Source organism: Micromonospora echinospora, assembly GCF_900091495.1.
GTDB lineage: Bacteria > Actinomycetota > Actinomycetes > Mycobacteriales > Micromonosporaceae > Micromonospora > Micromonospora echinospora.
In genome coordinates, this window is record NZ_LT607413.1 from 7,391,663 (window position 1) to 7,416,930 (window position 25,268).

At 67.7% G+C, this 25,268-nt stretch carries 23 protein-coding genes and 1 tRNA gene; 5 read left to right on the top strand and 19 right to left on the bottom strand.

Annotated features, from left to right (window positions below; genetic code table 11):
• Nucleotides 1–104: 104 nt before the first annotated feature.
• On the top strand, nucleotides 105–1,115 hold the full coding sequence (locus GA0070618_RS31380; protein ID WP_170107926.1) for a thioesterase domain-containing protein: 1,011 nt from the start codon (nucleotides 105–107) through the stop codon (nucleotides 1,113–1,115).
• 133 nt (nucleotides 1,116–1,248) lie between these two features.
• On the opposite strand, the gene GA0070618_RS33790 is transcribed toward GA0070618_RS31380, so the two are convergent.
• Entirely contained in the window at nucleotides 1,249–1,401 is a 153-nt protein-coding gene (locus tag GA0070618_RS33790; RefSeq protein WP_157749051.1) for a hypothetical protein, read from the bottom strand.
• 274 nt (nucleotides 1,402–1,675) lie between these two features.
• Here GA0070618_RS33790 and GA0070618_RS31385 point away from each other — a divergent pair, with 274 nt between their 5' ends.
• Nucleotides 1,676–2,908, top strand: coding sequence for an MFS transporter (locus tag GA0070618_RS31385; protein ID WP_157749052.1), 1,233 nt, complete (start codon nucleotides 1,676–1,678; stop codon nucleotides 2,906–2,908).
• Nucleotides 2,909–3,357: 449 nt separating this feature from the next.
• On the opposite strand, the gene GA0070618_RS31390 is transcribed toward GA0070618_RS31385, so the two are convergent.
• From GA0070618_RS31390 to GA0070618_RS31410, 5 genes are read right to left on the bottom strand one after another with little or no spacing between them, the layout of a single operon-like run.
• Nucleotides 3,358–4,152 (bottom strand): amino acid ABC transporter ATP-binding protein, encoded by a 795-nt coding sequence (locus GA0070618_RS31390; RefSeq protein ID WP_088985974.1) that lies wholly within the window; start codon nucleotides 4,150–4,152, stop codon nucleotides 3,358–3,360.
• A gap of 13 nt (nucleotides 4,153–4,165) precedes the next feature.
• Nucleotides 4,166–4,825 (bottom strand): ectoine/hydroxyectoine ABC transporter permease subunit EhuD, encoded by a 660-nt coding sequence (gene ehuD, locus GA0070618_RS31395; protein ID WP_088984873.1) that lies wholly within the window; start codon nucleotides 4,823–4,825, stop codon nucleotides 4,166–4,168.
• Nucleotides 4,822–5,520 carry an ectoine/hydroxyectoine ABC transporter permease subunit EhuC gene (ehuC, locus tag GA0070618_RS31400; RefSeq protein WP_088984874.1) on the bottom strand — a complete coding sequence of 233 codons (699 nt, stop codon included), beginning with the start codon at nucleotides 5,518–5,520 and terminating at the stop codon, nucleotides 4,822–4,824. The genes ehuD and ehuC overlap by 4 nt, the downstream gene beginning before the upstream one ends.
• A gap of 44 nt (nucleotides 5,521–5,564) precedes the next feature.
• Nucleotides 5,565–6,527 carry a transporter substrate-binding domain-containing protein gene (locus GA0070618_RS31405; protein ID WP_088984875.1) on the bottom strand — a complete coding sequence of 321 codons (963 nt, stop codon included), beginning with the start codon at nucleotides 6,525–6,527 and terminating at the stop codon, nucleotides 5,565–5,567.
• Nucleotides 6,528–6,573: 46 nt separating this feature from the next.
• Entirely contained in the window at nucleotides 6,574–7,878 is a 1,305-nt protein-coding gene (locus GA0070618_RS31410) for a DegT/DnrJ/EryC1/StrS family aminotransferase (protein ID WP_157749053.1), read from the bottom strand.
• A 257-nt stretch (nucleotides 7,879–8,135) separates the two neighbouring features.
• Between GA0070618_RS31410 and GA0070618_RS33795 the strand changes: the two genes are divergently transcribed.
• The 3 genes from GA0070618_RS33795 (at nucleotide 8,136) to GA0070618_RS31420 (ending at nucleotide 10,555) form a co-directional block, all read left to right on the top strand.
• Complete coding sequence (locus tag GA0070618_RS33795) at nucleotides 8,136–8,303, top strand: hypothetical protein (protein ID WP_157749054.1); 168 nt, start codon at nucleotides 8,136–8,138, stop codon at nucleotides 8,301–8,303.
• A 171-nt stretch (nucleotides 8,304–8,474) separates the two neighbouring features.
• Nucleotides 8,475–9,440, top strand: coding sequence for a sulfotransferase family protein (locus tag GA0070618_RS31415; RefSeq protein ID WP_231931527.1), 966 nt, complete (start codon nucleotides 8,475–8,477; stop codon nucleotides 9,438–9,440).
• An 8-nt stretch (nucleotides 9,441–9,448) separates the two neighbouring features.
• Nucleotides 9,449–10,555, top strand: coding sequence for a Gfo/Idh/MocA family protein (locus tag GA0070618_RS31420; protein WP_088984877.1), 1,107 nt, complete (start codon nucleotides 9,449–9,451; stop codon nucleotides 10,553–10,555).
• A gap of 239 nt (nucleotides 10,556–10,794) precedes the next feature.
• Here GA0070618_RS31420 and GA0070618_RS31425 read toward each other — a convergent pair whose 3' ends face one another.
• The 13 genes from GA0070618_RS31425 to GA0070618_RS31485 all read right to left on the bottom strand — a co-directional run bounded on the left by GA0070618_RS31425 (nucleotide 10,795) and on the right by GA0070618_RS31485 (nucleotide 25,253).
• A complete protein-coding gene (locus GA0070618_RS31425) occupies nucleotides 10,795–13,845 on the bottom strand; it encodes an AAA family ATPase (protein ID WP_088984878.1) in 3,051 nt (1,016 codons plus the stop codon).
• Nucleotides 13,845–14,990 carry an exonuclease SbcCD subunit D gene (locus tag GA0070618_RS31430; RefSeq protein WP_088984879.1) on the bottom strand — a complete coding sequence of 382 codons (1,146 nt, stop codon included), beginning with the start codon at nucleotides 14,988–14,990 and terminating at the stop codon, nucleotides 13,845–13,847. Before GA0070618_RS31430 ends, GA0070618_RS31425 begins: the two co-directional genes overlap by 1 nt.
• A 188-nt stretch (nucleotides 14,991–15,178) precedes the next feature.
• Nucleotides 15,179–15,430: a hypothetical protein gene (locus GA0070618_RS31435; protein WP_088984880.1), complete on the bottom strand. Its 252-nt coding sequence runs from the start codon at nucleotides 15,428–15,430 to the stop codon at nucleotides 15,179–15,181.
• Between the two features lie 46 nt (nucleotides 15,431–15,476).
• Complete coding sequence (locus GA0070618_RS31440) at nucleotides 15,477–16,430, bottom strand: tyrosine-type recombinase/integrase (protein ID WP_088984881.1); 954 nt, start codon at nucleotides 16,428–16,430, stop codon at nucleotides 15,477–15,479.
• 223 nt (nucleotides 16,431–16,653) lie between these two features.
• A complete protein-coding gene (locus tag GA0070618_RS35065) occupies nucleotides 16,654–16,881 on the bottom strand; it encodes a hypothetical protein (protein ID WP_231931528.1) in 228 nt (75 codons plus the stop codon).
• Between the two features lie 640 nt (nucleotides 16,882–17,521).
• Nucleotides 17,522–18,670, bottom strand: coding sequence for a hypothetical protein (locus GA0070618_RS31450; RefSeq protein WP_143740476.1), 1,149 nt, complete (start codon nucleotides 18,668–18,670; stop codon nucleotides 17,522–17,524).
• Nucleotides 18,671–18,758: 88 nt separating this feature from the next.
• Nucleotides 18,759–19,718 carry a tyrosine-type recombinase/integrase gene (locus tag GA0070618_RS31455; protein WP_088984884.1) on the bottom strand — a complete coding sequence of 320 codons (960 nt, stop codon included), beginning with the start codon at nucleotides 19,716–19,718 and terminating at the stop codon, nucleotides 18,759–18,761.
• Between the two features lie 113 nt (nucleotides 19,719–19,831).
• Nucleotides 19,832–19,905 (bottom strand) — tRNA-Pro (locus GA0070618_RS31460).
• 194 nt (nucleotides 19,906–20,099) lie between these two features.
• A complete protein-coding gene (gene der / locus GA0070618_RS31465) occupies nucleotides 20,100–21,500 on the bottom strand; it encodes a ribosome biogenesis GTPase Der (protein WP_088984885.1) in 1,401 nt (466 codons plus the stop codon).
• A complete protein-coding gene (gene cmk, locus GA0070618_RS31470; RefSeq protein WP_088984886.1) occupies nucleotides 21,497–22,177 on the bottom strand; it encodes a (d)CMP kinase in 681 nt (226 codons plus the stop codon). Before cmk ends, der begins: the two co-directional genes overlap by 4 nt.
• Before the next feature lie 190 nt (nucleotides 22,178–22,367).
• Nucleotides 22,368–23,138 carry a pseudouridine synthase gene (locus GA0070618_RS31475; RefSeq protein WP_088984887.1) on the bottom strand — a complete coding sequence of 257 codons (771 nt, stop codon included), beginning with the start codon at nucleotides 23,136–23,138 and terminating at the stop codon, nucleotides 22,368–22,370.
• Complete coding sequence (gene scpB, locus GA0070618_RS31480) at nucleotides 23,125–24,165, bottom strand: SMC-Scp complex subunit ScpB (protein WP_088985976.1); 1,041 nt, start codon at nucleotides 24,163–24,165, stop codon at nucleotides 23,125–23,127. The genes GA0070618_RS31475 and scpB overlap by 14 nt, the downstream gene beginning before the upstream one ends.
• Before the next feature lie 5 nt (nucleotides 24,166–24,170).
• Nucleotides 24,171–25,253: a segregation and condensation protein A gene (locus GA0070618_RS31485; RefSeq protein WP_088985977.1), complete on the bottom strand. Its 1,083-nt coding sequence runs from the start codon at nucleotides 25,251–25,253 to the stop codon at nucleotides 24,171–24,173.
• Between the last annotated feature and the right edge of the window lie 15 nt (nucleotides 25,254–25,268).

The following is a 25,268-nucleotide window of genomic DNA, read 5'->3' on the forward strand; positions in this document are numbered from 1 at the left end:
GTCGCGCTTGCCCGATCACTAGGCCTGACGGACGAGCTGGAACAGCACTAGGGAGCAGCATTCTGATGGACTCAAGGCGTCCTCACCGACCACCGCGGGATAACGTGGAACTGGTTGTACGTCGCATCTGGTTGAACGTGCTCGACATACCTCAACTGTCCATTGACGAGGCATTCTTCGACGTTGGTGGTTCATCGTTTTCGGCCATCCTGGTCCTTGACGCTGTTCATCGTGAGTTCGGTGTAAGGCTGCCGTTCGAAGCGCTATTCAATGACGCGACGGTCGAGGACATGGCACGGGCTATCCGTGATGGCTACAACGGAACTCCCAAGTCGCTCATGGACATACGACCTGGAAGCCGGCTGCCAGTTCTGGTCTGCGTCCACCCTCTGAGCGGGAACCTGGCATGGTACCGCGACTTGATCGACGCGGTCCCCAAGAGTGTGCCGTGCGTTGGACTCCAAGCCCTCGGACTCGACTCACGCTGTCAGCCGCATCGAGATATCCCAGCAATGGCGGCGCACTATCTTGACGAACTGACAAGCAAATACGATCCGAGCGAAATCGTTATTGCTGGATACTCTTTCGGGGGGCTGGTCGCGTTCGAGATGGCCTGTCAGATGGAGCAAAGAGCTGCGCCACTTAGAGGAATGACGATCCTGGATACAAGCGTTCCTGAGCAGTACCACCATCCGGAACCTCCCACTGCCAACTTGCGAGTGCTCGTCAGAATCGTGCTCGGACTCAAGCTCGACGTGGACGAACTCGCCGCACTACCGGCGGACACGCTACGCGCTACGCTGCTTCGCGCAGCGGAACAGGCTGGCACGTTACCAGCAGGCTTCGGGCCGGACCGGCTCCAGAGAATGATCGACGTTGTTTACAGCAATTGTGAGGCAACGGCACGTTACGTACTTCCAACCTATGGGCGGTTGGGGCATCTGGTGACTGTTGCCAGCGCGGAGGGAAGAAGTCATAACACCGACGCATGGCGATCTCATTGCAGCGCGGGACTGGAAGTCTACGACATCGGCACCAACCACTCGGACGTGATTTCCGGCAAGCACGCCATCGAAGTGGCAGACGTGCTTTGGAGACTCTGGTGGGAGCAGTGATGAGCTTCCCTCGGCTTCCCGGAAGGCCTCCGTTCGAGGTTCCCCGCGACATCTGGTGGATGTCGCGGATCAGCTCACCGAGCGCCTGATCGGCCATCTCACGTGGCGAGACCAGCGACGACCGGGTAGATCATTACGGAAAGACGTTCTCCCGCGCGAAATGGGCCGCGGCCCGGCGCAGGATCTCGTTCTCCACCTCCATGCGCCACATCTCCTTGCGCACCGCCGCGAGCATCGTGCGCGCGTCGATGGTGCGGTTCGCTCCATCGGCCGTGCCAATTTCCACGGTGCGGCTACCGGACTCGGGGTGGACCGTGCTGGTGGTCGGACGAAAGGCGTGCTCAGTTCCAATGACTTGCCCGCTTTCGGTGCTCCCGGTGCGTCCCGGGCACACCGTGCTGCACCGTGGCCGCGCTCGCCGCACTTTGCGTGCGCCTGTTTCGCTGGTCACCGGATTGCGCTTCCGGGCACCGGCCGGTTGACTGGAGTACATGGTGACTCTCGGAAGACTTGCGGCTATCGCTGCACAGGTTATTCCCCCAAAGGGCGTTACCCGGTCATTGACCGTACTGACGGTCATAAAATCCTGTGGTTTCGGCATTTTCATGGCTGGCAGTCCATTTTTCTTCACTCGGGTAGTCGGTCTGGAGCCGGTCGAGGTCGGGCTCGGCATATCCCTCAGCGCCGGCATCTCGCTGCTCACCTCGGTGCCGTTGGGTGTGCTGATGGACCGGCACGGGACACAACGGCTGTGGATCGGGAGTGCGGCGGTTGAAGCGCTGTTATTCGCGTTGTACCCGTTCGTCCCTGGGCTGGCTGGGTACCTGGTCGTGATGGTGGGGCTGTCGGTGGTGAACTCGACCGGCAGGATAGCGATCCAGGTCTACAGCCTGTCAGCGCTCCCGCCAGCTGAGCGGGTGCGCGCACAGGCATTTCAGCGTTCAGCGTTGAATGTCGGCTTCACCTTGGGCGGCGCGGCGGCCGGGGTCGCGATGGCTTTCGACACCGTCGGGGCCTATCGGGCCATGGTCTGGAGCACCGCCGCGATGCTGGGCCTGTCTGCCATCTTCTTCGCCCGCCTGCCTGGGCTCGGCGCCACTGCCCGCCGCGCCGCTCCCGGCCAGGAGCGCGGGAGCACCTTCAGCGTGCTACGTGACCCGCCGGTGCTTTCGGTGAGTGCGCTGACCGGCATCCTGCACGCGAACGCGACGATCCTGATGCTGATCCTGCCACTCTGGATAGCCAGCCGCACCGACGCCCCGAAGCCAGTGGTGGCCACCCTGTTCGTGCTGAACACCGTACTGGCGGTCATCTTCCAGGTGTGGGTTAGCCGGGGCGCGGACACCGCCAGCGGGGCCGCGCAGGCGCTACGGCGCAGTGCCCTGTCGACCGCGCTGGCCTGCCTGCTTTTCGTGGTCACCATCTGGACCAAGGATGTGATGACCATACTGGTCCTGGTCGCCGGAACGCTCGTGCTGACCTACGGCGAGTTGACGCATGCGGCTGGATCCTGGGGGGTCGTCTCGGCGCTGTCAACGCCGGAGCGCCGCGGCGAGTACGTCGGCGCATTTCACCTGGGCGACCGGTTGCAGCGCATGGTCGCCCCGATCGGATTCACCGCGCTGGCCCTGGAGACCGGGGGCGGCTGGGGCTGGCTGGTGATCGCCGGGGCCTTCGTCCTGGCCGGGTCGCTTGTCGGCCCCGCCGTCGCCTGGGCCGAACGTCGTATGCCAGCGCCGCCATCGCCGCCACCGGAGCTGTCCGAGAGCGTGCGTGAGAAGCGTGAGAGATGATGCTGCGACGGTTGGCGCGACTGCTCTAGCGGCGCGCGGTGTGCCTTCCTCGGAGGATCTTCCGACCTGATCCGCCGATACCCTCGATCGTGCCGTTCAACATGCTGCACTTGCTCGGTGGAGATCTCGTTGGGGGTCAGGCCTGTGCGCTCGGCGGACTTCGATGAGCTCTGTCAGGTTGCTGTGATCCGCAGGTACCTCGGTGGCTTGGCGACTTTCGATCATGCTCTGGTAGAGCTGGAGGGAGTCGTCCGTGACAGCACCGAAGACGTATCCCGACGAGCCGCGTGAAGGTGCGGTGCGGTCGTATCGGTAGTCGGGTCCGAAGGCGGTGATCCGCCAGTTGGCACGCCAGCTTGCCCGCGGTGCCGCGTCCGACATCACGTCGTGGAGTGGGCGTCCCGGCAGGCGTCACCGTCATGGCCGCCTGCGTCCAGTCGTAGCGCCCGTCAGGGCTTGCCCGGTAACGGATGCAGCACGGTATCCAAGAAAGCCCGTGTGCGCTCGTGATCCGGATTGGTGAGAACCTTCGCCGGGTCACCCTCTTCTACGATACGTCCCAGGTCGCAGAAGACCACGCGATCCGCCACGCGGCGCGCGAAGCTCATCTCGTGCGTGACGAGCAGGATGGTCACGTCGGAGTCCGACGCCACAGCCGCGATCACGCTGAGCACCTCGCCGACGAGTTCGGGGTCCAACGCGGACGTCGGTTCGTCGAACAGGAGGATTTCCGGGTCCATGGCCAGGGCCCGGGCGATCGCGACGCGCTGCTGCTGCCCGCCCGACAACTGAGCGGGGTAGGCATGCTCCTTGTCCTCGAGTCCGACCCGACACAGCAGGCCACGGGCCTCCTCCATCGCCGTACGCCGATCGACGCGCTGGGCGTACATCGGCCCCGACGCCACGTTCTCGATGGCGGTCATGTGCGGAAACAGATTGAATTGCTGGAACACGAAGCCCATCCGCTCGCCCGCCGCTCGGACGCGCTTCATGTCCAGCGCGCCCGGCTCGTCCCACATGACCTGCCCGTTGACCAGCACCTTGCCGGCCGTCGGCCGCTCCAGCCCCATCAGCAGGCGCAAGATGGTCGTCTTCCCGGAGCCGCTCCGACCGATGATGGCTACCTTCTCTCCGGGCGTGACCCGAAGATCGAACCCATCCAGTACGGAGACCGCACCGAATCGCTTGCCGACGCCGGCGAACTCGACGGCAAACGCGGGAACCGTCGGCGTGCCGGACTCCATCGCCGTCACCCCGTCAACGGTGCTGGGAGATTCGCCGCTCATAGATCCGGAGGAGGACACTCGCCGGATAACTGACGGCCAGGAAGAAGATTCCCACGAGGACGGTTGGCTCAAGATACGCAAGGTGGTCGCTCCCAATCTGTTGCGCTGCGCTCACCAGTTCGACAACGGTGATGGTCGATAACAGGGCCGTCGACTTGAAAATGATCAGGACCCAGTTGCCCTGAGCCGCCAGGATCGGCGGAATGGCCTGCGGCAGCACGACTTTGATCCAGATCTGCCGCCGCGGAATGCTGAGCGCGGTCGCGGCGTCCCACTGCCCGCGCGGCACAGCGTCGATACCGGCGCGGTAGGACTCGGCCGTGTAGGTCCCGAAGTGCACCCCCAGCGCGATGACGCCGGCGGTCAGGGCGGACAGCGTCAGTCCCAGCGTCGGGCCCACGTAGAAGATGAAGTACAGCTGTATCAGCGAGGGAGTGCGGCGAATGAAGTTGGCCCCTAGGCCCACTAATCGCGCGAGGACGGAACGCGGGCCCCGGCGCTCGACGAGCGCGATCACCAGACCGAGCACCAGCGCGAGGACAGCGGAGAGCACTGTCGCCAGCAACGTCGTCACGAAGGCGTCCAGCAGCTGCGGCATCGAATCCCACGCGTACGTCCAATCCCAGCTCATTGCCGATGAACCACCTTGTCCAGCGCCGTCCCACGCCACCACGCCCCGTCCGGCCGGCTCCCGTCGTGGAAGCGATGGCGGCTGAACCTCCGCTCCAGGGACCTCACCGCGATGTCGATGATCGAGGCCAGCACGAAGTACACGACCAGCACGAGCCCGTAGATCACAGCGGTGTTCCCCGTCGTCGCGCGCAGCTGTTGCGCGGTGAAGGTGACATCCACCAGCGTCACGAGCGAGACGATGGCCGTGGTCTTCAGCAGGTCGATGAGCAACGTTCCGAGCGACGGCAGCATGATCTCCACCGCCTGTGTGAAGACGACCCGCCGGAACGTCTGCCATCGGGAGAAGTTGAGCGCGATGGCGGCTTCCCATTGACCGGCCGGAACAGCCAGAATCGCCCCGCGCACCACCTCAGCCCCGTAGGCGCCGCAGTTCACGCCGATCACCACCACGCTGGCATAGAAGGGCGACAGCGACACGCCCCACACCGGAAGCACGTAGTAGGCGATGTACAGCTGAACGATCACCGGGATCCCGCGGAACACCTCGATGAAGCAGCCGGCAGCAGCCCGCACGATCATCCATCGCGAGAGCCGTCCAAATCCCGCGATGGCTGCCACCACAATGCAGAGCAGTGAACCCAGGAGGAACACCGCGACGGTCATTGGAACACCGGAAAGCAGTTCTTCGACCATCGTCTAGTGAGCCCAACCCGATCGACCGGTCCCAGGCGGCTCCGTCACTCGGCGATGCGGCACTGCTCTTCCCACGTGAGCTTGTCCACGCCCTCGAAGGCGTCCGCCGGCGCGTTCCATTTCTGGTAGATCGGGGTCAGGACGCCCTCCGCCTGCGCCTTCCTCAGCTCGTCGTTGAACACCTTCCGCAGATCCGTCGCGTTCTTGGCGAAGCCGATCGCGCCGCTGAACTTCGCCGTCGGCAGCGGAACGAGGTCCAGATCGCCCGACAGCGACTCCTGCTTCACGAGATACCCGAGCGCGATCGCGTCGCTCGCCGACACCTCGACGCGTCCGGCCTTCATTCCTTCGAGGATCGACGGCAGGTCCGGGAAGATTACCTGCCGGTTTGCGGGGACCCCCAGCTGCTTCAGCTGGGTGGCCCCGGCCGAGCCCGCGACAGTGCCGACTTTTGCGTCGGACTTGGCGACCTCCTCTATCGTCCGGAAGTTGCCGGGGTTGCCGTGCGGCACCACCAGCGCATCGCCGTACCGGAGGACCGGATGACTGAACTGGATGGCCTTGCACCGCGCGGCCGTAATGTAGAGCCCGGGCAGGGCCAGGTCGACGCGCCCGGCCTGCAGACCCGGAATGATGCCGTCGAAGCTCGTCAGGACGGGCTCGAACCTTTCGACGCCCAGACGCTTGAGAACGACCTCGGCCACCTCCGGCAGGATGCCGATCGCCTTGCCGCCTTCGACACCGCTGGACGGCGGACCCGCGGTCACACCGAACTTCGCGCCGTCCGACCGCAACCGCTCGATGGACGTACCGCCCTCGCCGCTGGCGCTGCCACCACCACAGGCAGCCAACAGCGGTGACGCCACCGCGGCTGCCGTCACGCCGAGCCCGCCCCGCAGCAGATGACGCCGCGCCACTCGGTTCGCCCGCTCCAGCCTCACGTCGTCCCTCTTCCCATTCATAGGTCTCCCCGCCCCACGTTCGAGTTCCTTGAATGCGGTGAACATCGCTGAACCATCCACCTCGCCCGATCAGCGGGCAGCTGAGCCAGCCTCACCCGTTTCCGCTGCCGCTGCCGCCGTCGCCGTCGCCGTCGCCCGGATCGTCCGCCAGCAGGTCTTCGTACGCGTCCGCCACCTTGCGATAAGCCTCGACGTATCGGTCGATGACAGCTTTGTCGAAGCGCTTGAAGGGCGGCACGCCGAACGCCTTGACGCGTTCGGCGTTCGGCAGCGGACCGGCCGCCGGTCGGGCGTCGACAGTCGCCCAGCGCTCCTCGTCCAGCACGTCGGTGCCAAACAGCGGGTGCCGGTGCAGCGGTTCGCGGATGATGTTCCGGGCGTGGGAGGGGAAGCCCTCGGCGCGGATCGCGCGCATGAAACCGTTCGCCGACAGCCCCTGCGCGGCCTCGGCCCGATAGATGCCGTGCGGCTGATACCACGCGCCCATGGTCCTGTCGCCCTTCGGCGGCCGGTGGGCGAGCAGGAACGGAATCCCGGTCAGGCCGTCCCAGAAATACTGCATGGCCTGCTCGACTTCAGCCATCCGCTCGTCCAGGGAGGTCAGCTGCTCCCGGGCCAGGGCCGCGCTGACCGGATGCAGGCGCGAGGTCACGCCGCCCATCGGCAGGCCCTCGAACTGCAACAGCGCCGGATCCGACACCTCCGCGGAATTCAACCGGAAGTTCTGGCCCCAGGCGAGAACCCGCTCGAAGACCTCCCGGTGCGGCGTCACGACGATTCCGCCCTCGCCGGCGGCGATGGGCTTGCCGTGGAATGAGAACGCGGCCACGTCGCCGAGCGCTCCGGTGCGGACACCTCGGTACGTGGATCCGTGCGCGTGCGAGGCGTCCTCGACGATCGCGACACCGCGGGCGTCCGCGAGTTCACGGAGCTCGGCCATGTCGGCCGGGTGACCGAGCAGGTGGACCGCGACGACAGCCCGGGTACGGCTGGTGATCTTTCGTGCGACGTCCGCGGGATCGAGAGTCAGGGTCGTCGGCTGGATGTCGGCGAACACCACCCGGGCGCCCAGGCTCTGGGCGGGCACGGCGGAAGCCCAGTAGGTCGTCGCCGGGACGATGACCTCCGTGTCTCGGCGTACCCCCACCGCCCAGAGCGCGGCCAGCACCGCGGAGGTGCCGTTCGTCTGGCCGACGGCGTACTCGGCACCGCAGTAATCGGCGAACTCCCGCTCGAACGCGGCGACCTCGCCGGACCCATCAAGGTTGCGGCTGCGCAACACTCCCAGCACTCGCGCTTCGGAAGCGCCGTCCATTATGGGCCAGCGGAAGACCGTGCTGTCCAGGTCCGTGACGACGCTCGGCTCACCCCCTCGGATGGCCAGGGTCTGCGACATGCGAACCACTCCACTTCGTCTCATCGCCGGCAGTGTCGCCGGGAGGCAGGCAGTCGCAGGCCGAGGCCATGGGGTGCATCAGGAAGCAGGCGGCGGCCCCGCCACGGCCGGCGCACGGGACGGCGGGTGGTGTCGTCGCTCTGCCGAACGCCGGCCCGCCGACAATGGCCGTCTCGCTACTACGGCGCAGGTCGACATGCATTTTGATCAGGACGTGTGCGCGACACTCCTGAACCGATACGGCTACCGCCATCCGCATGCTCCCCCGCATTGTCGCCAACGGCCTGACCGAGGCCAATCTACATCGATCACCGAAGATGCAACATGGTTTCCGCGCGCGGATTTCGATCATCATCCGAGCAGCCGCACTCGGCAAGACTTTGATCTTGAGTCAGGCGAACCCGGTGAAGTCCTGTCAGGATTGATCGTGGCTGGTATGGTGGCCCGGTGCTGGACGGAGCCGCGAAGCCGGAGGTGCCGCCGGACGGAGGTCGCATGGCGACCGACGCACCGGGAACGGACGGAAGGAACCGTGACACGGCCGCGAGCAAGCAAGCGAACATTGGGGTTGCACAGGGGCGGTCGCGGGGACTTGGATGATCGCCATGCCTCCCCCCTCACCAGTCTTCGTCGCGGGCACGGGTCGTTCAGGAACGTCACTGATCGCCGACGTAATTGGCGAACACCCGCAGTTTTACCGGATTCCCATGGAAACACGATTCCTCGTCGATCCGGGTGGCCTCCGGGACCTGGCGGACGCGCTCACCTGTCGCTACGACCCCCTCGCCGGCGAGGATGCCCTGCACAGGCTGAGCGACATCCTCACGGCAGGGGTGCCCGGCAGGCGCGACGATCGCGGTAAGACCGTCCCCGAGATTGTTGGCGAGCAGCGCTATCGGGACGCGGTGGAACGGCTCTGGCCGCAGCTGATCGCCTGCGTATTCGACGAGTTCGCACCCGCGGAGTGGTTCGGGAACGCCGACCGGCCCACGGGGCCGTTCGATCCGCGGAGCCGCCGGCGGGTCATTCCGAAGCATTTCACTGATCGGCGCGAATTGCTCGGGATCCTCCGTGGACTCATCGACACGATGTTCGCTGGAGCGGCCGCCGACGCGGGCAAGCCTACGTGGTGCGAGAAGACACCCTTCAACCTTCTCTACATGGACTTCCTGTGGGAACTCGTACCCGAGGCCACCATTGTCCACATCAAGCGTCATCCGGTCTCGGCGATCGCGTCCTTCGTCGCCCAGCCGTGGGCACCGCCCACGGTTGACGGTGCCCTTGCGTACGTCAAGCCGATCTACGACCAGTGGCTTTCCTGGAAGGAGACGGCCGACCTGGCGGGCAGACGGTATGTCGAGGTGAGGGCAGAGGATCTTGCGGCCGACTGGCCCGGGCAACGGGCCGCCCTGTTCGAACGGCTCGGCGTCGACGACGTCGCGACACCGTCGTTTTTTAGATCACAGGAACTGAGCAATCGCGAGAACGACTTCGACCACGCGACCCGCAAGTTGGTCGAGCGGGCACTCGGCGATGTCATCCCGGCTATGGGATATGCATAGGAGACGACATGGCAGGCCCGTTAAACATCGGCGTCGTGGGCGCCGGCAACATCAGCGGCGAATATCTCGAAACGCTGACGAGAATGCCGAACGTGCATGTCGCGCAGGTGGCGACCCGCGATGTCCGACAAGCTCAGGAGGCCGTCGCCCCGTTCCCGGGGACACGGGCGACCAGCCTCTCGCAGCTGTACGGCTCGGACGAGGTGGGCCTCGTCCTCAACCTCACCACGCCGGAGGCGCACCTGGAGGTCTCACTGGCCGCGATCGCTGCGGGCAAGCACATCTACGGGGAAAAGCCGCTCGCCATGACCACCGAGGAAGCCCGTTCGATACTCGCCAGAGCGTCCGCCGCCGGGGTACGGGTCGGCTGCGCACCGGACACCGTCCTGGGAGTCGGTATCCAGACGGCGCGGATGTGTGTGGACAGTGGGGACATCGGTACCCCGATCGCGGCGACCGCGTTCATGACCACGCCGGGGCACGAACGATGGCACCCCGACCCGGAGTTCTACTACCGGGCCGGGGGCGGCCCGCTGTTCGACATGGGCCCGTACTACCTGTCCGCCCTGGTTCTCCTGCTCGGTCCGGTGCGACGCGTCTCCGGCCTGTCGTCCAAGCCGCGAGACACGCGCACGATCGGCAGCGGCCCCCGGGCCGGTACGACGTTCGTGGTGGACGTGGCAACCCACGTCACCGGGGTGCTGGAGCACGAGGGCGGAGCGCTGTCCACCATCATGATGAGCTTCGACGTATGGGCGAGCAAGCTTCCCCGGATCGAGGTGTACGGCACCGAAGGCACGTTGATGGTGCCCGATCCGGGTACCTTCGCCGTCGACGTCCACATCTGCCGCGCTGGCGACCCGACCTGGCACAGGCCGCCGGTTCTCGGCGGCTGTTCCGGCGCGGCCCGGGGCATCGGCGTCGCCGACATGGCACATGCAATAGCGGCGGGCACGGCGCACCGGGCGAGTGCCGAACTCGCGTATCACGTGCTCGACGTCATGGAATCACTGCTGACGGCGGCGGAATCCGACCGCAGCCGCCGGGTGGACAGCAGCTTCGAGCGCCCGGCCCCGGTGCCCGCCGGTACGCCGGACCTCCTCTACGCGGGATGAGACCTGGACTCCTCAACCCCCAGTAGTCCGGTGGCCCAGCGGCATGCTCACGCATGTTTGCCCAGGTCGCGTAAAGCATAAACCGGCCGAGTAAAGGGGTCGTAGCACCACTGCTTCGACAAGCACCGACCAGCTCCTGCCGACAAGCAGCGCGCAGCGACTTGCCTCCCGCCTCTCGACCGAACTGTTGAAACTGGTGGCCGGCCGCGACTGGGCGGAACAGCGTCCCAGCGATGATCTCAGTCGAGCACCTGAGCCTCGACGAGCACGGATGAGCCGGTGGCTGTCTTGCGCACGTGTAGGCGCGAGGGTATGCGCCTGCGCAGTTCCGCGACGTGGCTGACCAGTCCGACGGTTCGGCCACCGGAGCGCAGGGCGTCGAGCGCGTCGAGCACCTGATCGAGCGCCTCTTGATCGAGACTGCCGAAGCCCTCGTCGACGAACAGGCTACCCAGTTGGGTGCCGCCTGCCTCGGCCAGGACGACATCGCTGAGGCCGAGGGCAAGACACAGAGAGACCAGGAAAGTTTCACCGCCGGAAAGCGTGGCCGGGCGCCGCTCCTGGCCAGTCCACGCATCGATGACGGACAGGCCGAGCCCGTTTCGCCCGGCGCGGCGGCCTGTGTCTGACTCGGTGACGTGGCGCAGCAGGTACCGGTTGTAGGTGACCTGCCCGAGGCGGGTGTTCGCGGCCATCACGACGTGCCGGAACCGGTGGGTCAGCACATACGTGGAGAGGGTCATCCGGGTATTGCTGTCGGTGCTCTTGCCCTCGACGAGTTGGGCGAGCCGGTTGCCGATCTCGTACTCCGCGCGGATGGGCTTCCATTGGGCGAGGGCGTTGACCAGGTCGGGGCCCAGCTGCTTCAGTCGGTCGTGTTGCCTGACGGCAAGGCCGTGCTGGGCATGCAGCTCGGTGGCTCGTTGTCTCGCGGTTTGGTAGGCCTGTTCGCTGCCGTCGACGTCTGGTGGTGGTTCGTGTGCGGCCGCGAGCAGGGTGGGGTCCTGCATTCGTCCTGCGATCTTGTTGTACTCGCTGTCGAAGGCGTCGATTCGTTCCTGCAGTTCGATCAGCTCGGGGTTGGCCAGGGCTGCTCTACGCGCTGCCACGGCGTCGGGGAACTCGGACAGGTGCAGGTGGTGGTGCGCCTCACGGTGGGCCTCGGAGAGTTCCTTTGCTGCCTGTCGCCACTCCCCCAGGCTGCTCGCTGCGGCCTTGATCTCAGCGAGTTCCCGATCCAGTCGAGTCATCCGCAGCCGTAGGCTCTTGTCCTCGCCGCGGATGGCGTCGATGGTTTCGGTGAGTTCGGTGATCTGCTCGGTCAGGGCGGCCTGTTGGGTCGTCGCCGCTGCCTCATCGCGGCCGATCTCGGCGGCCTCGCGGTGTTGATCGGCCAGCAGCACGTCGAGGGTTTCCAGTTGGGCGCCGAGTTCCTTGGCCAGTTTCGCTGCCTCGGTCGCGGCCCGGACCGACTTGCGTGCCTCGGTCGCCTTCGACGTCGCCTGGGCTGTCGTCAGGTCGCCGGCCGCTTCGGTGACTTCCTTGAGTTGGGCATTGATGCGCTCGACGGTGATCTCAGCGCTCCGGCGTTCATTGAGCCGCTCGCCCGCCTCAGCCTCGGCGAGTTCCTCGTCAGCGGCGGAGACGGCGTCGGCCGCGGCCCCGGCGGGATCGGGGTGTTCCGGGGAGCCACAGACCCCGCAGGGCTGCCCAGGCCGCAGCTCACCGGCGAGTTCTGCCGCCATGCCGGCCAGTCGGCGCTGCCGCACGTCAAGGTGCCGGGCCTCTGCGGCCTGGTGGCGGTCGATGGCAGCACGCCGTTCCTCCTGGGCGGTCGTGAGCTGCCCGGCGAGGTCGTCCCGCCGCTTGCACGCCTTGGTCTGCTTCTGCGCCTCGGCCAGCAATAGTTCGGCGGCTGCCTGGCCAGCGGCCACAGCGAGGGCCTGCTCCTGCCGAGCGGCAACCGCGGCATGCTGGGTAGGCAGCTCAGCGAGGAGGGCGTTGACCTTCTCGCTCCTGCTGGCCAGATCCTCAAGCTTCTTACTGACCGTCGTCTGCTGACGCAGCAGTTTGGTCCGTCGGGCCTCGCTGTCGATCGCGCCTTCGGCCGCATGAAGTTGTGCGGTACGGGTCTGCTCCGCGCGGGTCAGCGCGTCGAGGTCGAGGTGGGCCACGTCGACGGCGTCCCAACAGTCCGGACCCGGCGACGAGGTGTGGCCCGGCAGCACCGTTACGTCGGCCGGCAGGGATTCGAGGTGTTCGAACGCCTTCCGGCGGAGCCGGTCAAGTTGGTCCTGTCGGCGGTCGACCTGGTCCAGGTACGGCTTCAGCCCCGCTGCAGCGCGGGCGAGGTCGACCTGGCGTTTCCACTGTTCACGCTCCGGCTTGCGCATTGTCAACTCGTCGCGCTGCTGGACCGCCGCACGGTACTCGTGTTGCTGCGCGGCGAGTGTTGCGGCTGCCTGCCGGGCCTGGTCGAGGCGCTGTTCCTCTGCCGCACCGACAGCAATGCTGTGGGTCAGGGCTTCCACCAGGCCACCAACCCGGTCTCGGTGCAAGGCAGCCCACACCTCCAGCTCGACCAGGGCATCGGGCTTGTCGAGGTCCGCGGGCACCTCTACCTTGACCACCTCGGCGAAGCGCTGCGTCAGGTCGCGGATCGCGCCGAGGGCGGCACGTTCCTGCTGGCCGAGTTGCGTGCGGTGATCGGCCAGCCAACGCTCGGCGCGAGTGAAGATATCGATGTCGAAAAGGTGCCGCAGAAGCCCTTGCCGGTCGTCGGGAGATGCCTGCAGGAATCTGGCGAACCCGCCTTGGGGCAGCAGGACCACCTGGCAGAACTGGTGGACGTCGAGGCCGATCTCGGCCGTGATCAGGTCAGCGGCTTCCCGATGGTCACGGGTGACGAACGACTGAGTCTGATCCGGCAGTTGCTCGATGATCTCGACATGTGCGCCTTCGCGCGTGGTTCCGGTACCGCGCTTGCGGGGGCGGGTCCATTCTGGGGTACGAGTGATCAACAATCGCCTGTTGGTCAGGGTGACGTCCAGTTCGACACTGGGGCCGCGACCAGGACTGGCGTGGTGGGAGTGCAGCGACTTGGCGTCGTCCCGTGAGCCGGGTACGGTTCCGTACAAGGCGAAGCAGATCCCGTCCAGAATCGTGGTCTTTCCCGCACCGGTGTCACCGTGGATCAGGAACAGGCCGTCAGCCGTGAGCGCCTCGAAGTCGACGCTGACCGTTTGGGGAAACGGTCCGAACGCGGTCATGGTCAGCCGGTGAAGTCGCATCAGCGGGTCGCCTCCAAGCGGCGCAACTCGTCGAAGGTGCGGTGCAGCAGCGCGACCTCGTCGCCGTCAGCGGGTCGCCCGCGTACCTCGGTCACGAAGTCGAGCGCAACCTCGACCGGCGCCAGTCGATCAAGGTCGGCGAGATCCCGGCTTCCCAGGTCGGCAGTCAGGCTCGGCACGACGAGCTTCAGCAGATGCGGGAACCGGCGTTTGAGCCGCTCGTGCGGTGACAGCGGTCGTACCGCATCGGTCAGGGTCGCCTCGACCCAGCACTGCTCGTACGCGCTGTAGGCGGGGCTGTTCAACAGCTCCTCAACGCTGCCGGTGAGCCGGGCCATCCGCCTCGGTATCGGGGCAGGAACCTCCTCGACGCGACGCAGCCCGTCAGCGTCGAGGTCCACGAGGTATGACGACTTGACGTGAGCGGCCTCGGAGAAACTGAAAGCCAACGGCGACCCGCTGTATCGCAACCCGTCGGCCAGACGCTGACGGCCGTGCAGGTGGCCGAGCGCCACGTAGTCGACGCCATCGAAGACCGCACTGGGTACATGCTGCACGCCACCCACGCTGATGTCCCGCTCGGTGTCGCAACCCTGTCCGCCGAAGACGAAGGCGTGCGCCATGACGACAGACCGATGCCCAGGGCGGCCGGCAAGATCCGATCGAACCCGGCCCATCGCGGCACGCAGGGCCGCAGCATGGCCTCGATCCTCGAGTCCCCAGTCGGCGACCGCCGAGGCTGGTTCGAGAAACGGTACCGGGTAGCACGCGACCGCCGTGTGCTCATCCTCAAGGAGCACCGGCGCACCCACAGCACCCGTGCCCACTCGCACGTGGACGCCGGACCTCTCCAGCAACCGGGAGCTGACTCCCAAGCGGGCCGGCGAGTCATGGTTGCCGGCGATGACGACCACCTGCGTTCGGGCCTCCAACACGAGTCGGGTCTGTGCCTGGTCCCACAGACCAACTGCATCAGGCGGCGGCACCGCCCGGTCGTAGAGGTCACCGGCGATGAGCACGGCATCGACCTGTTCACTGCGAGCAATCTCAACCAGATGATCGATGAATGCCTGGTGCGCGTCGTGCAGGCTAAGGCCGTGCAGATGGCGACCCAGATGCCAATCCGAGGTGTGAAGGAATCGCACGAGCGGTGACGCTAAGACATACGTCGACCGCAGCACATCAACTCAGCCGACCACACTCCCAGCCGAAAATCGGGTGTGTCCCGGCAGCCCAAACGTGAAGCTTCTGGTATCAGGCGGCAAGAAAGCCGAACCCTCCAAGGGAGAGCCGCGGGGTGCCTGCGGTCCGGAGTTGCCCACGCAAGCGGGTCCTACGATTTGGCTCGGCGTCGGCGTGCCGCGGCCGAGAGTTCGGCCAGTTGCAGCATGTACGCGGTTCTCGCGTGTTTGGCCATGGCGGTTCGGACGTCCTCGGGCAGCGCGCCGTCGGGATCGACCTGGCGCTCGAACCGGCCGAGGAACGCCTTGGTGCCGGAGGACGTGCGAGCCGTACGGTCAGTGGTGTTGGCCCAGGACGCATGTGCGGCGATGCGGGCACGGCGGCGACGCTGCTCCGGGGTCATGCCCGCTTCACCCCCACGCCTGCCTGTATGCAGCTTCTTCTCGCGGTCAGACACGTTCACCGATCCCCATTCGGGCTTGCACCTCCTGGGCCCGTTCGGCGGCGGCGCTGGCACCGTAGTGTCGCGGCATGTCGTCGGATGCCCAGCCGAGCACCAGCATCAAATCGCCGGTGTCTCCTCCGGCCAGCTTCCACTCGTGTGCGTAGGTGTGCCGCCAGCGGTGTGCGTGCACGCCATCGACCCCGGCGCGCAGACCGCGCCGTTTGAGCATCAGCTTGATGCCGTTGAAGGTCAGCGGCTGTGCACCGCGTACCGCTAGCCACAGATGAGGTAGCCCGGAGCCTTTGTGCCCGCTGCGGGCGCGTAGGTAGCGGCTGACCGCCCGGGCGGTTTTGGGTCCGAGTCGGACCCGGCGGTCCTTGGCGCCCTTGCCGTGGTAGCGCACCGTGTCCAGCGACAGGTCGACGTCGTCGAGCTGCAGGTTGGCTACCTCGGACAGTCTCGCACCCGTATTGGCCAACAAGCGGATAATCGCTAGGTCACGGGTGTGGACGAAGTCCTTGCCCTTGCACGTGTCCAGCAGCTTCTTGGTGTCCTCGTCCCCGATGATCGGGATGAGCCGCCGTGGTGTCTTGGGCTGACGTACCCGCAGCATGGGCGACTGGTCGATCTCCTCCTCGTCGACCGTAAGCCACTTGAAGAACTGCTGCAGGGCCTTGTGCTTGTTCAGGGCCGTGGCCGGCGACCGAGTCTCGATCATCCACACCTGGAACGCCTCGACGTGCCTCCGCGTCACAGCGGTCGGAGTCAGCGCGGCCTCCCCTGACTCCCGCCGGCTGTCGCCCGCGAGGTAACGGCCCAGTTGAGCAGCGGCCAGCAGGTAGTTGTAGCGCGTGGTCGATGGGTAGTTTCCCGACCGCAGCGACCGGTCCCAATCCGTGAGGAACGCCGCCCACGCCTGGGGCAGACCCATCGTCAGCTTGGTCAGATCGCGGTTCATGACCCCCCCACCCTGCGAACGTCAACACCCGGCGCCGACGTTGATGCGGTGTACTGCCTCCTTGCCGCCTCCGAATACCGGATTCCTCAACACCATCGCCACCATTCCCTCACGCGTCCCCCGGCACCTCGCTGGATTTCGGTGAGCAGGAACGCGATGATCGACGTGGCCGACCCGATGACGATCGCCACCAAAACGCTTTCCCCAGCACAAATTCCCGCTATCACTGGGCTTGCGAACCGAAGATCGAGCCAATCCCGAACACAATCGCCCCCGCCACCAACCCCAGCACCGCCGAAATCACACCGAGGAACAACGTGGCGTTGGCCAGCTTGTAGCATTTGGCGACCCGATCCGTGATGCTCCACAACTGCAGTTCGAATTCGACTGAACCGCAGCTGTGAGAGCGATGCCGAAAGCTAAGCACAGGTGACAGAAGAGCGTCAACCACAGTTTTCGTTATGGCCAACTATGGCTGAACCTGGGGACCCGCGAAGGACACACCAGCCGACCAGGCTGAGGCCGCGGCCTCACGCCTGATCCAAACAAGGCTCCGAACCCTCATCGAGGCCAACACCGAAGGCCGGCCACCCTACACAGAGGTCGAGTTAGCCCGGGAATTCACCAAGCACGGCCACCGCATCACCGCCGAGGGTACCCACGACCTTCCGAGGACGGCGGCGTGCAGGCCCGCGAGAAGCGGAGGCGGGATGACCGCACCGATGAGCTGCTCATCGAGGCCTCGCCGGTACGGTTGCCGGCGGCCGTCATGGTGACCGCTGACGCCGTCCGCACAGCCTCAGCATCTGGTGCCGAGAACCCTGATCATCGATGTGCGCAAGAGTGCTATGTGGTGCCCTCGTCGACGGCCAGCACGGCGGTGAGCTCTCGTGATTTCGCACGAAGACCGGTGTTCGAGGGGGGGACTCGAACACGGGGATGCCCGTGCTGCTCGCCTCTACGGGGCGAGCAGCACGGGCACCACCAATTCGTCGCCCCCGCCATCTGGCGGACGAGCGGATGCGGTGCCATGCGAAGCCACCTGGCGTGATCGCTGGCGCGGTGCGCCCGCCGCTCGCGCCAATGCCTGCCTACTTGCGGTCTTCAAGATCGAGTCGGTGTCGGTCTACAGCGGCTCGGGCTCGCACTTCCTTACGGAACGCCTCTTCCAGCTCGTCGTCCGGTTCGTCGTCGGACACGTTGTCCTCCGGCTTGGCTGACGACATGGCGTACTCGCGGTAGAGAAGCCAGCAGCCGTAGATGCCGGACAGTAGATCCTCGAGCATGTCGCGGGCGGGACGCAGCGGGTCCAGAGTGGTCAGCCGAATCGTCGTGAACTCGCCAACCGCTTCGGCTCCGCCCGGCCTGACCTGCTCAGCTTCTTCCTCGGCTTCCTCGATCTTCTCTCGTAGCTCATCGATGTCGGGCGCCTCGCCCTCAGCGATCGCCATGGCATCGCAGATCATGCTGGTCACCGCGTCTGTCGGCGACAGACCGATCTCCATCAGCTCCAGGACCGCGGTGGGTGTCTCGTGCGGCAGCGCTTCGATGTCGTCGGCTTCCAGTAGAACATCAGTTGCGGCCCCCTTGGAGGCCTCCGCCGCCAGGTCGGCAGCCGCCTGCAGCCAGTGCGCTGCCGCCACGCATGCCGAGGTCGGGTCGAGCTCCAGAAACAGCTCGTCTCCGCCGAGCGGGTTCTCCGTCAGGATCCGGTCGGCAGCGGCGACCTGGACCGGTGAGGCAGCTCGGCGGGTCAGTTGCACGGCCTGCGCCGAGCACCCGGACAGATTCCCCAGTTCGGCGCCCTCCACCGCCGCGAGCTCTTCCTCCACGTCGGCGATCACCGCGGCGGTGAGATCCGCGATCGCGGCCGAGTGCAGGCGACGGCCCACTCGATGGGCGCGTTCCTCCACAGGGTCGTACGACACCATCAACATGCCGTTGCTGTCAGGCAGGTTCGGCTCTTTAATATGGGCGGTTACGGAAGCGAACTCGTTCCGGGTCTGCTCTCGCCGCCATCCCTCTGTGTTGAGCTCCAAGCTGTCGGCGGCGCTCGCCGGATGCGTGTAGCAGCGCCAGAGCGCCTCGGACAGGCCCGACAACTCGGCCGCCAGCGCCAGCCGCTGTCTCGGCTCGATACTCGCCGCCAGCGAAGCGACCCGAACCGCGACAGATCCGTAGCCGGTCTCCCAGGTCGCCAACAGCTCACTGCGACTCTCGTCGATTGCGTACCGCGTCATCGCCACCCTCCCCGAAAACGCCGCAGCCTACCGGTATTGACGTGATCACGCATGGTACTTCCGTGCGTGATCACGTCAGCCAGCCGAACTACACTCGCTCGCCGATTCCCAGCCGTGCCTGCGTCTCCTGCGCCCGCTCAGCGGCGGCACTGGCACCATAGTGGCGGGGCATGTCCTCGGAGGCCCAGCCGAGCAGCAGCATGAGATCACCGGTATCTCCCCCGGCACGCTTCCACTCATGGGCGAAGGTGTGGCGCCACCGGTGCGCGTGCACGTCCGGCACTCCGGCCGCCTTACCCAGCCGCTTGAGGAGGATCTTGATGCCATTCGGAGTCAGGGCAGCCTTGCCACGCTCGGCCAACCACAGCTGAGGCAGCGCGGCGCCCTTGTGCTTGTCCCGGGCCCGTAGATAGCGGCTCAGCGCCCGGGCGGTCTTGGGCCCGAAACGTACCCGCCGGTCCTTGGCACCCTTGCCGTGGAAGCGCACCGACTCGGTGTTCAGGTCAACGTCGGCCACGAGGAGATTGCCCACCTCGGACAGCCGAGCGCCGGTGTTGCAGTACAGCCGGATCAGCGCCTCGTCGCGCAGGTTGGCGAAGCCCTTGCCCTTGCACGCGTCGAGGAGCTTGCCGGTGTCCTCGTCGCGCATAACCGGGATCAGTTTGCGGGGCGTCTTCGGCTGCCGCACCCGCTCCATCGGCGACCGGTCGATGGCCTGCTCGTCAACGAGCAGCCACTTGAAGAACTGCTGCAACCCCTTGTGCTTGTTCAAGGCGGTCGACGCGGACCGGGTGTCGATCATCCAAGCCTGGAACGCCTCCACGTGCGCCCGAGTCACCGCACACGGGTCGTCGGCGGCGTCCTCGGCGTCCGGGTCCGGCGAGTGCTCCCCCAGATAGCGGCCAAGTTGCGCGGCAGCGAGCAGGTAGTTGTAGCGGGTGGTCTGCGGGTAGTTCCCGGCCCGCAGCGACCGGTCCCAGTCGCGGAGGAACCCGGCCCAGGTCCGGGACAGTCCGGCGGTGAGCTTCTGAAGATCCAGTAGTGGCATGACAACCTGCCCGAGTCAAGGAGTCCAACAGCGGCGTGCTAGACCAGGCATCCATGCCAAGCAATGAAAAAAGGGCTCCCGCAAGTCACTGACCTGCGGAAACCCTATCGCTGTCGGGACGGCCGGATTCGAACCGACGACCCCTTGACCCCCAGTCAAGTGCGCTACCAAGCTGCGCCACGTCCCGATGCCGTCGCCGGGTCTCCCCTGCGGCAGCCGGTACAGCTTAGCGCAGGATCTTCCCGAGGTACGCACAGGCCCCTCCCGCTGCGACGACCGCCGCCACACCCCCTCAAGCGTCCTAGGAGGGTGCTGGTGGCGGGAAGACGAACGCCGGGTCGGGAGATCCCGGCCTGGCGTTCGGTGCTGTTGCCGCGGAGGTCAGCCGTGCGCCTTGCCCCGGCCGCCCGGGCCGAGCTTCTTGCGCGGGCGTACCGAGATCTCCACCGGGCTGCCCTCGAAGCCGAACTCCTCGCGGAGCTTGCGCTCGACGAAGCGCTGGTAGCCGGCGTCCAACGGCGCGGTGGTGAAGAGCACGAAGCGCGGCGGGCAGGTGCCCGCCTGGGTGGCGAAGAGGATCTTCGGGGCCCGACCGCCGCGCACCGGGTGCGGGGTGGCCTGGACCAGCGCGGTGAGCCACGAGTTGAGCTGCGCGGTGGGAACCCGGGTCTCCCAGCTCGCCAGGGCCTTGTTCAGCGCCGGGGCGAGCTTGTCCACCGCCCGGCCGGTCATCGCGGAGAGGTTGAGCCGGATCGCCCACGGGATCCGGCGCAGCTCCCGCTCGATCTCCTTGTCCAGGTAGTACCGGCGGTCGCCGTCGACCAGGTCCCACTTGTTGAAGGCGATCACCAGGGCCCGGCCGGTCTCGGTGACCATCGACAGGATCCGCTGGTCCTGTTCGCTGATCACCTCGCTGGCGTCGAGCAGCACCACCGCCACCTCGGCCGCCTCGATCGCCGAGGCGGTACGCAGGCTGGCGTAGTACTCGGTGCCACTGGCCTTGCCGACCCGCTTGCGCAGCCCGGCGGTGTCCACCAGGTGCCAGGTCTCCCCACCGATGCGCACCAGGCTGTCCACCGGGTCGACGGTGGTGCCGGCGACCGAGTCGACCACGGCCCGTTCCTCGCCGGAGAACCGGTTGAGCAAACTGGACTTGCCGACGTTGGGACGGCCGACCAGGGCCACCCGACGCGGGCCGCGCGGCCGGTCCTCGACGATCTTCGGGGCCTCGGGAAGCGCGTCCATGATGGCGTCGAGAAGTTCGCCGGAGCCCCGGCCGTGCAGCGCCGACACCGGGTACGGCTCGCCCAGTCCGAGCGACCAGAGCGAGGTCGCCTCCACCTCGATGGCCGCGTTGTCGGCCTTGTTCGCCACCAGGATCACCGGCTTGGCGCTGCGTCGCAGCATCCGTACCGCCGCCTCGTCCACGTCGGTCGAGCCGACCACCGCGTCCACCACGAAGAGGACCACGTCGGCGGTGGAGACGGCCGTCTCGGCCTGCGCGGCGATGGCCGCCGCCCGGTCCTTCGCGTCCGGTTCCCAACCGCCCGTGTCCACCACGGTGAACTCCCGGCCGGCCCACTGGGCGTCGTACGGGACGCGGTCCCGGGTGACGCCGGGGACGTCCTCGACGACCGCCTGCCGGCGGCCGATGATCCGGTTGACCAGCGTCGACTTGCCCACGTTCGGGCGGCCGACCACGGCCACCACGGGCACCGGGCCGGTCTGCTCCTCGTCGACGTCGGGCTCACGCAGTTCGACCCAGCCGTTGTCGTCGGTCATGCCACTCCCCGCTCCACCAGCAGTTCCCGCAGCCGGGCCACGACCTCGTCGATGCCCAGCTCGGTGGTGTCCAGCACGACCGCGTCCGCCGACTGCTGCAACGGGTCGGTCTTGCGGGTCGAGTCGAGCCGGTCGCGTCGGGCCAGGTCGGCGGCGGTGACGGTCACGTCGGCCGCGTCCTGCGCGCTGCGCCGCTGCGCCCGGGCCGCCTCGGAGGCGGTCAGGTACACCTTCAGCTCGGCGTCGGGGGCGACGACCGAGCCGATGTCGCGCCCCTCGACCACCATCCGGCCCGCATTGTCGATCATGTCACGCTGGCGGGACACCAGCAGCGTCCGGACCGCCGGTACGGCGGCCACCGCGGAGACCGAGCCGGTCACCTCGGGACCCCGGATGTCGGCGTCGACGGTCACCCCGTCGACGGTCACCCCGTACCCCTGGGGGTCGGTGCCGATGCGCAGGTCGATCTCACCGGCGACCTTCGCCACCGCCTCGGCGTCGGCCGGGTCGACCCCGCTGCGCAGCACCGCCCAGGTCACCGCCCGGTACATCGCGCCGGTGTCGAGGTAACGGGCGTCGATCCCGACGGCCAGCCGCCGGGAGACGGTGGACTTTCCCGAACCGGATGGCCCGTCGACAGCGACCACACATCGCCCGGTCCGTACGTTCTCCGCCACCGCGTGTCCTCCTCAGCCCGTACCCCGCCGACCGTCGTTGCGACGTTCGGCGAGCGGTTACCCATCGTGGTCCATCATGCCTGGCGGTCCGATCCGCCCCCGCCGGCACCACCGGCGGACGCGGGTCGCCTCCCGGGCGACCCGCGGGCCGCCTGGGAGCCTACCGGGACGGCTTTCCCGAACCGCCGGGTCAGTCACCCACCGCGCGGAACAGGGCGGCGACCTCGGCGTTGGTGAGCCGGCGGGTCCGCCCGGCACGGAGGTCACCCAGCCGGATCGGTCCGATCGAGGTACGCACCAGCCGGCTCACCGGGTGCCCGGCCTCGCCCAGCAACCGCCGGACGATGTGTTTGCGCCCCTCGTGCAGGGTCACCTCCACCTGGGCGGTCTTGCCCAGGGTGTCCACCACCTTGAAGGAGTCGACCTTTGCCGGGCCGTCCTCCAGTTCCACCCCGGCCATCAGCCGCTTGCCCAGGTTGCGCGGGATCGGCCCGGCGACCTGGCAGAGGTACGTCTTCTGCACCGCGTACGACGGGTGCATGAGCTTGTGCGCGAGGGTGCCGTCGTTGGTGAGCAGCAGCAGTCCCTCGCTGTCGGCGTCGAGCCGCCCGACGTGGTAGACCCGCTGCTCGACCCGGTTACCGAGGAAGTCGGCGAGCGCGGTGCGCCCCTTCTCGTCGGCCATCGTGGAGACCACCCCACGCGGCTTGTTCATCGCCAGGTAGACCAAGCGGGTGTCGACCTGGAGGCGCTCGCCGTCGACGTGGATGACGTCCCGGGTCGGGTCGGCCCGGTCGCCGAGCTGGGCCACCCGACCGTTGACGGTGACCCGGCGCCGGAAGATCAGGTCCTCGCAGGCCCGTCGGGAGCCCACACCGGCGGCGGCGAGCACCTTCTGGAGGCGTTCGGCCCCCTCGTAGACGGGCGCGTCGGGGCGGGGGGCGCGGTCATCGCGTGGCATCGGCAAACTCTTCTACGTCGTCGGGGAGGAACGGGGCCAGCGGCGGCAGGTCGGCGACGCTGTTCAACCCGAGTTTCTCCAGGAACAGGGTGGTGGTCCGGTAGAGGAACGCGCCGCTCTCCGGCTCGGTGCCGCACTCCTCGACCAGGCCGCGGGACACCAGGGTACGGATCACCCCGTCACAGTTGACACCCCGGATGGCGGAGATCCGGGACCGGGTCACCGGCTGCTTGTAGGCGACCACCGCCAGGGTCTCCAACGCGGCCTGGGTGAGCCGGACGGTCTGCCCGTCGAGGATGAACCGCTCCACGTGGGCGGCGTACTCCGGCCGGGTGTAGAGCCGCCAGCCGCCAGCCGCGCGGCGCAGCTCGAACCCGTGCCCGGCATCGGTGTAGCCGGCCGCGAGCCGGTCGAGGGCGGCACCGATCCGCTCGGCCGGCTGCTCCAGCACCTGGGCGAGGGTCAGCTCGCTGACCGGTTCGTCGACGACCAGCAGGATCGCCTCCAGCGCCCCGCGCAGTTCCCCCTCCTCCATCGGGGTGGCCGCTGCGGCGCTCTCCCGCACCGCGCCGGCCGCCCGCCGTCCACCCCTGGTCGGGATCGTGGCGGTGACCGGCCCCTCCGGGGGCCGTTTCCCACCACGATCCGGGTTGGGCTCCGCCGGAACGGACGTAGTGGGCGGCGCCGCCAGCGGCCCGGGCGGCTCGGTGAGGGCCGGCGGGGTCGGCGGGGTTGGCGGGGTTGGCGGGGTTGGCGGGGTTGGCGGGGTTGGCGGGGTCGCTGGTGCCGGTGGTGTGGCCGGCGGCGGGGTGGACGGAGCGGCGTCGGCGGGGGCGGGGGCGTCGGCCTGGACACCGGCCCCGGCGTGCGCATCAACGTCGGCGTGGACATCGGCCCCGGCGTCGGCGTCGCGGGTGGGGTCCGGGACAGAGGTCGGTTCCGGCGCGGGGGTGGGGCGACGCTCCCACGGGGGGATCCAGGCAGCGGCCTGGTCGGCGAGGGATTCGCTGCGTTCCTCGTTGCTCATCCCGGTCACTCCTCCGTCGTCGTCCCGGCCGCGGCCGCCGGCCCACCGGCCCCGGCCGGGGCCGCAGTCGGCCCAGCGTCGCCGACCTGGCCAGTGCCGTCGACCGGCCCAGCGCCGTCGGCCGACCCAGTGCCGTCGACCATGCCGGCGGTGGCGACCGGAGCGGTGGACGGTGTGGTGCCGTCGACCGGTGCGGCGCTGTCCGCCGGGGGCGCGCCGGCGTACTCGTCGACCTGGAGGTCGGTGTCGCCGTCGGCCGGGCCGGTCCAGCGTACGGTCAGCTCGCCGAGCGCCTGCTCCTGGGTGAAGGCGACCAGCCCCTCCCGGTACAGCTCCAGCAGCGCCAGGAACCGGGCCACCACCTCCAGGGTGGCCTCGCAGTCGGCGCAGAGCAGCGAGAAGGTGGCGGTGCCGGCGCGACGCAGCCGCCCGGCCAGGATCTGCGCGTGTTCCCGGACGCTGACCCGGACCGTGTGCACGTGGTCGATGGAGACCACCGGGACCGGTTTCGGGGTCATCGCCCGCACCGCGAGTTTGAGCAGCCGTTCCGGGCCGATGCCGAGCACCAGGTCCGGCAGGGCCTGGGCGTACCGGGGTTCCAGACTGACCGCCCGGGGGTAGCGCCGACCGCCCTCGGCCTCCAGCACGGCGATGTGCGCCGCCGCCTCCTTGTACGCCTTGTACTGCAACAGCCGGGCGAAGAGCAGGTCCCGGGCCTCCAGGAGGGCCAGGTCCTCCTCGTTCTCCACGTCGGCGGCGGGCAGCAGCCGGGCGGCCTTCAGGTCGAGCAGGGTGGCGGCGATCAGCAGGAACTCACTGGCCTCGTCGAGATCCCACTCGTCACCCATCGCCCGGATGTAGGCGATGAACTCGTCGGTGACCTGGTGCAGGGCCACCTCGGTCACGTCGAGCTTGTGCTTGCCGATCAGTTGCAGCAGCAGGTCGAACGGGCCGGTGAAGTTGGCCAGCCGTACGGTGAAGCCGCTGGTCTCCCCCGAGGCCCCCGGCTCGTCGCCCGGGGTGGGCCCGACGGACGCCGCCGGGTCGGCCGGTTCGGCGGCGACGGGGTCGAGCGGTGGTGCGGTCACCGGACGACCGTAGTC

Bases quoted from the DNA above. Each gene is read 5' to 3' on its own strand.
- GA0070618_RS31390 (WP_088985974.1), bottom strand. From the start codon at position 4,152: ATGGAGTCCGGCACGCCGACGGTTCCCGCGTTTGCCGTCGAGTTCGCC.
- ehuD (WP_088984873.1), bottom strand. From the start codon at position 4,825: ATGAGCTGGGATTGGACGTACGCGTGGGATTCGATGCCGCAGCTGCTG.
- ehuC (WP_088984874.1), bottom strand. From the start codon at position 5,520: ATGGTCGAAGAACTGCTTTCCGGTGTTCCAATGACCGTCGCGGTGTTC.
- GA0070618_RS31405 (WP_088984875.1), bottom strand. From the start codon at position 6,527: ATGTTCACCGCATTCAAGGAACTCGAACGTGGGGCGGGGAGACCTATG.
- GA0070618_RS31410 (WP_157749053.1), bottom strand. From the start codon at position 7,878: ATGTCGCAGACCCTGGCCATCCGAGGGGGTGAGCCGAGCGTCGTCACG.
- GA0070618_RS33795 (WP_157749054.1), top strand. From the start codon at position 8,136: ATGCTCCCCCGCATTGTCGCCAACGGCCTGACCGAGGCCAATCTACAT.
- GA0070618_RS31415 (WP_231931527.1), top strand. From the start codon at position 8,475: ATGATCGCCATGCCTCCCCCCTCACCAGTCTTCGTCGCGGGCACGGGT.
- GA0070618_RS31420 (WP_088984877.1), top strand. From the start codon at position 9,449: ATGGCAGGCCCGTTAAACATCGGCGTCGTGGGCGCCGGCAACATCAGC.
- GA0070618_RS31425 (WP_088984878.1), bottom strand. From the start codon at position 13,845: ATGCGACTTCACCGGCTGACCATGACCGCGTTCGGACCGTTTCCCCAA.
- GA0070618_RS31435 (WP_088984880.1), bottom strand. From the start codon at position 15,430: ATGACCCCGGAGCAGCGTCGCCGCCGTGCCCGCATCGCCGCACATGCG.
- GA0070618_RS31440 (WP_088984881.1), bottom strand. From the start codon at position 16,430: ATGAACCGCGATCTGACCAAGCTGACGATGGGTCTGCCCCAGGCGTGG.
- GA0070618_RS31450 (WP_143740476.1), bottom strand. From the start codon at position 18,670: ATGACGCGGTACGCAATCGACGAGAGTCGCAGTGAGCTGTTGGCGACC.
- GA0070618_RS31455 (WP_088984884.1), bottom strand. From the start codon at position 19,718: ATGCCACTACTGGATCTTCAGAAGCTCACCGCCGGACTGTCCCGGACC.
- der (WP_088984885.1), bottom strand. From the start codon at position 21,500: ATGACCGACGACAACGGCTGGGTCGAACTGCGTGAGCCCGACGTCGAC.
- GA0070618_RS31475 (WP_088984887.1), bottom strand. From the start codon at position 23,138: ATGCCACGCGATGACCGCGCCCCCCGCCCCGACGCGCCCGTCTACGAG.
- scpB (WP_088985976.1), bottom strand. From the start codon at position 24,165: ATGAGCAACGAGGAACGCAGCGAATCCCTCGCCGACCAGGCCGCTGCC.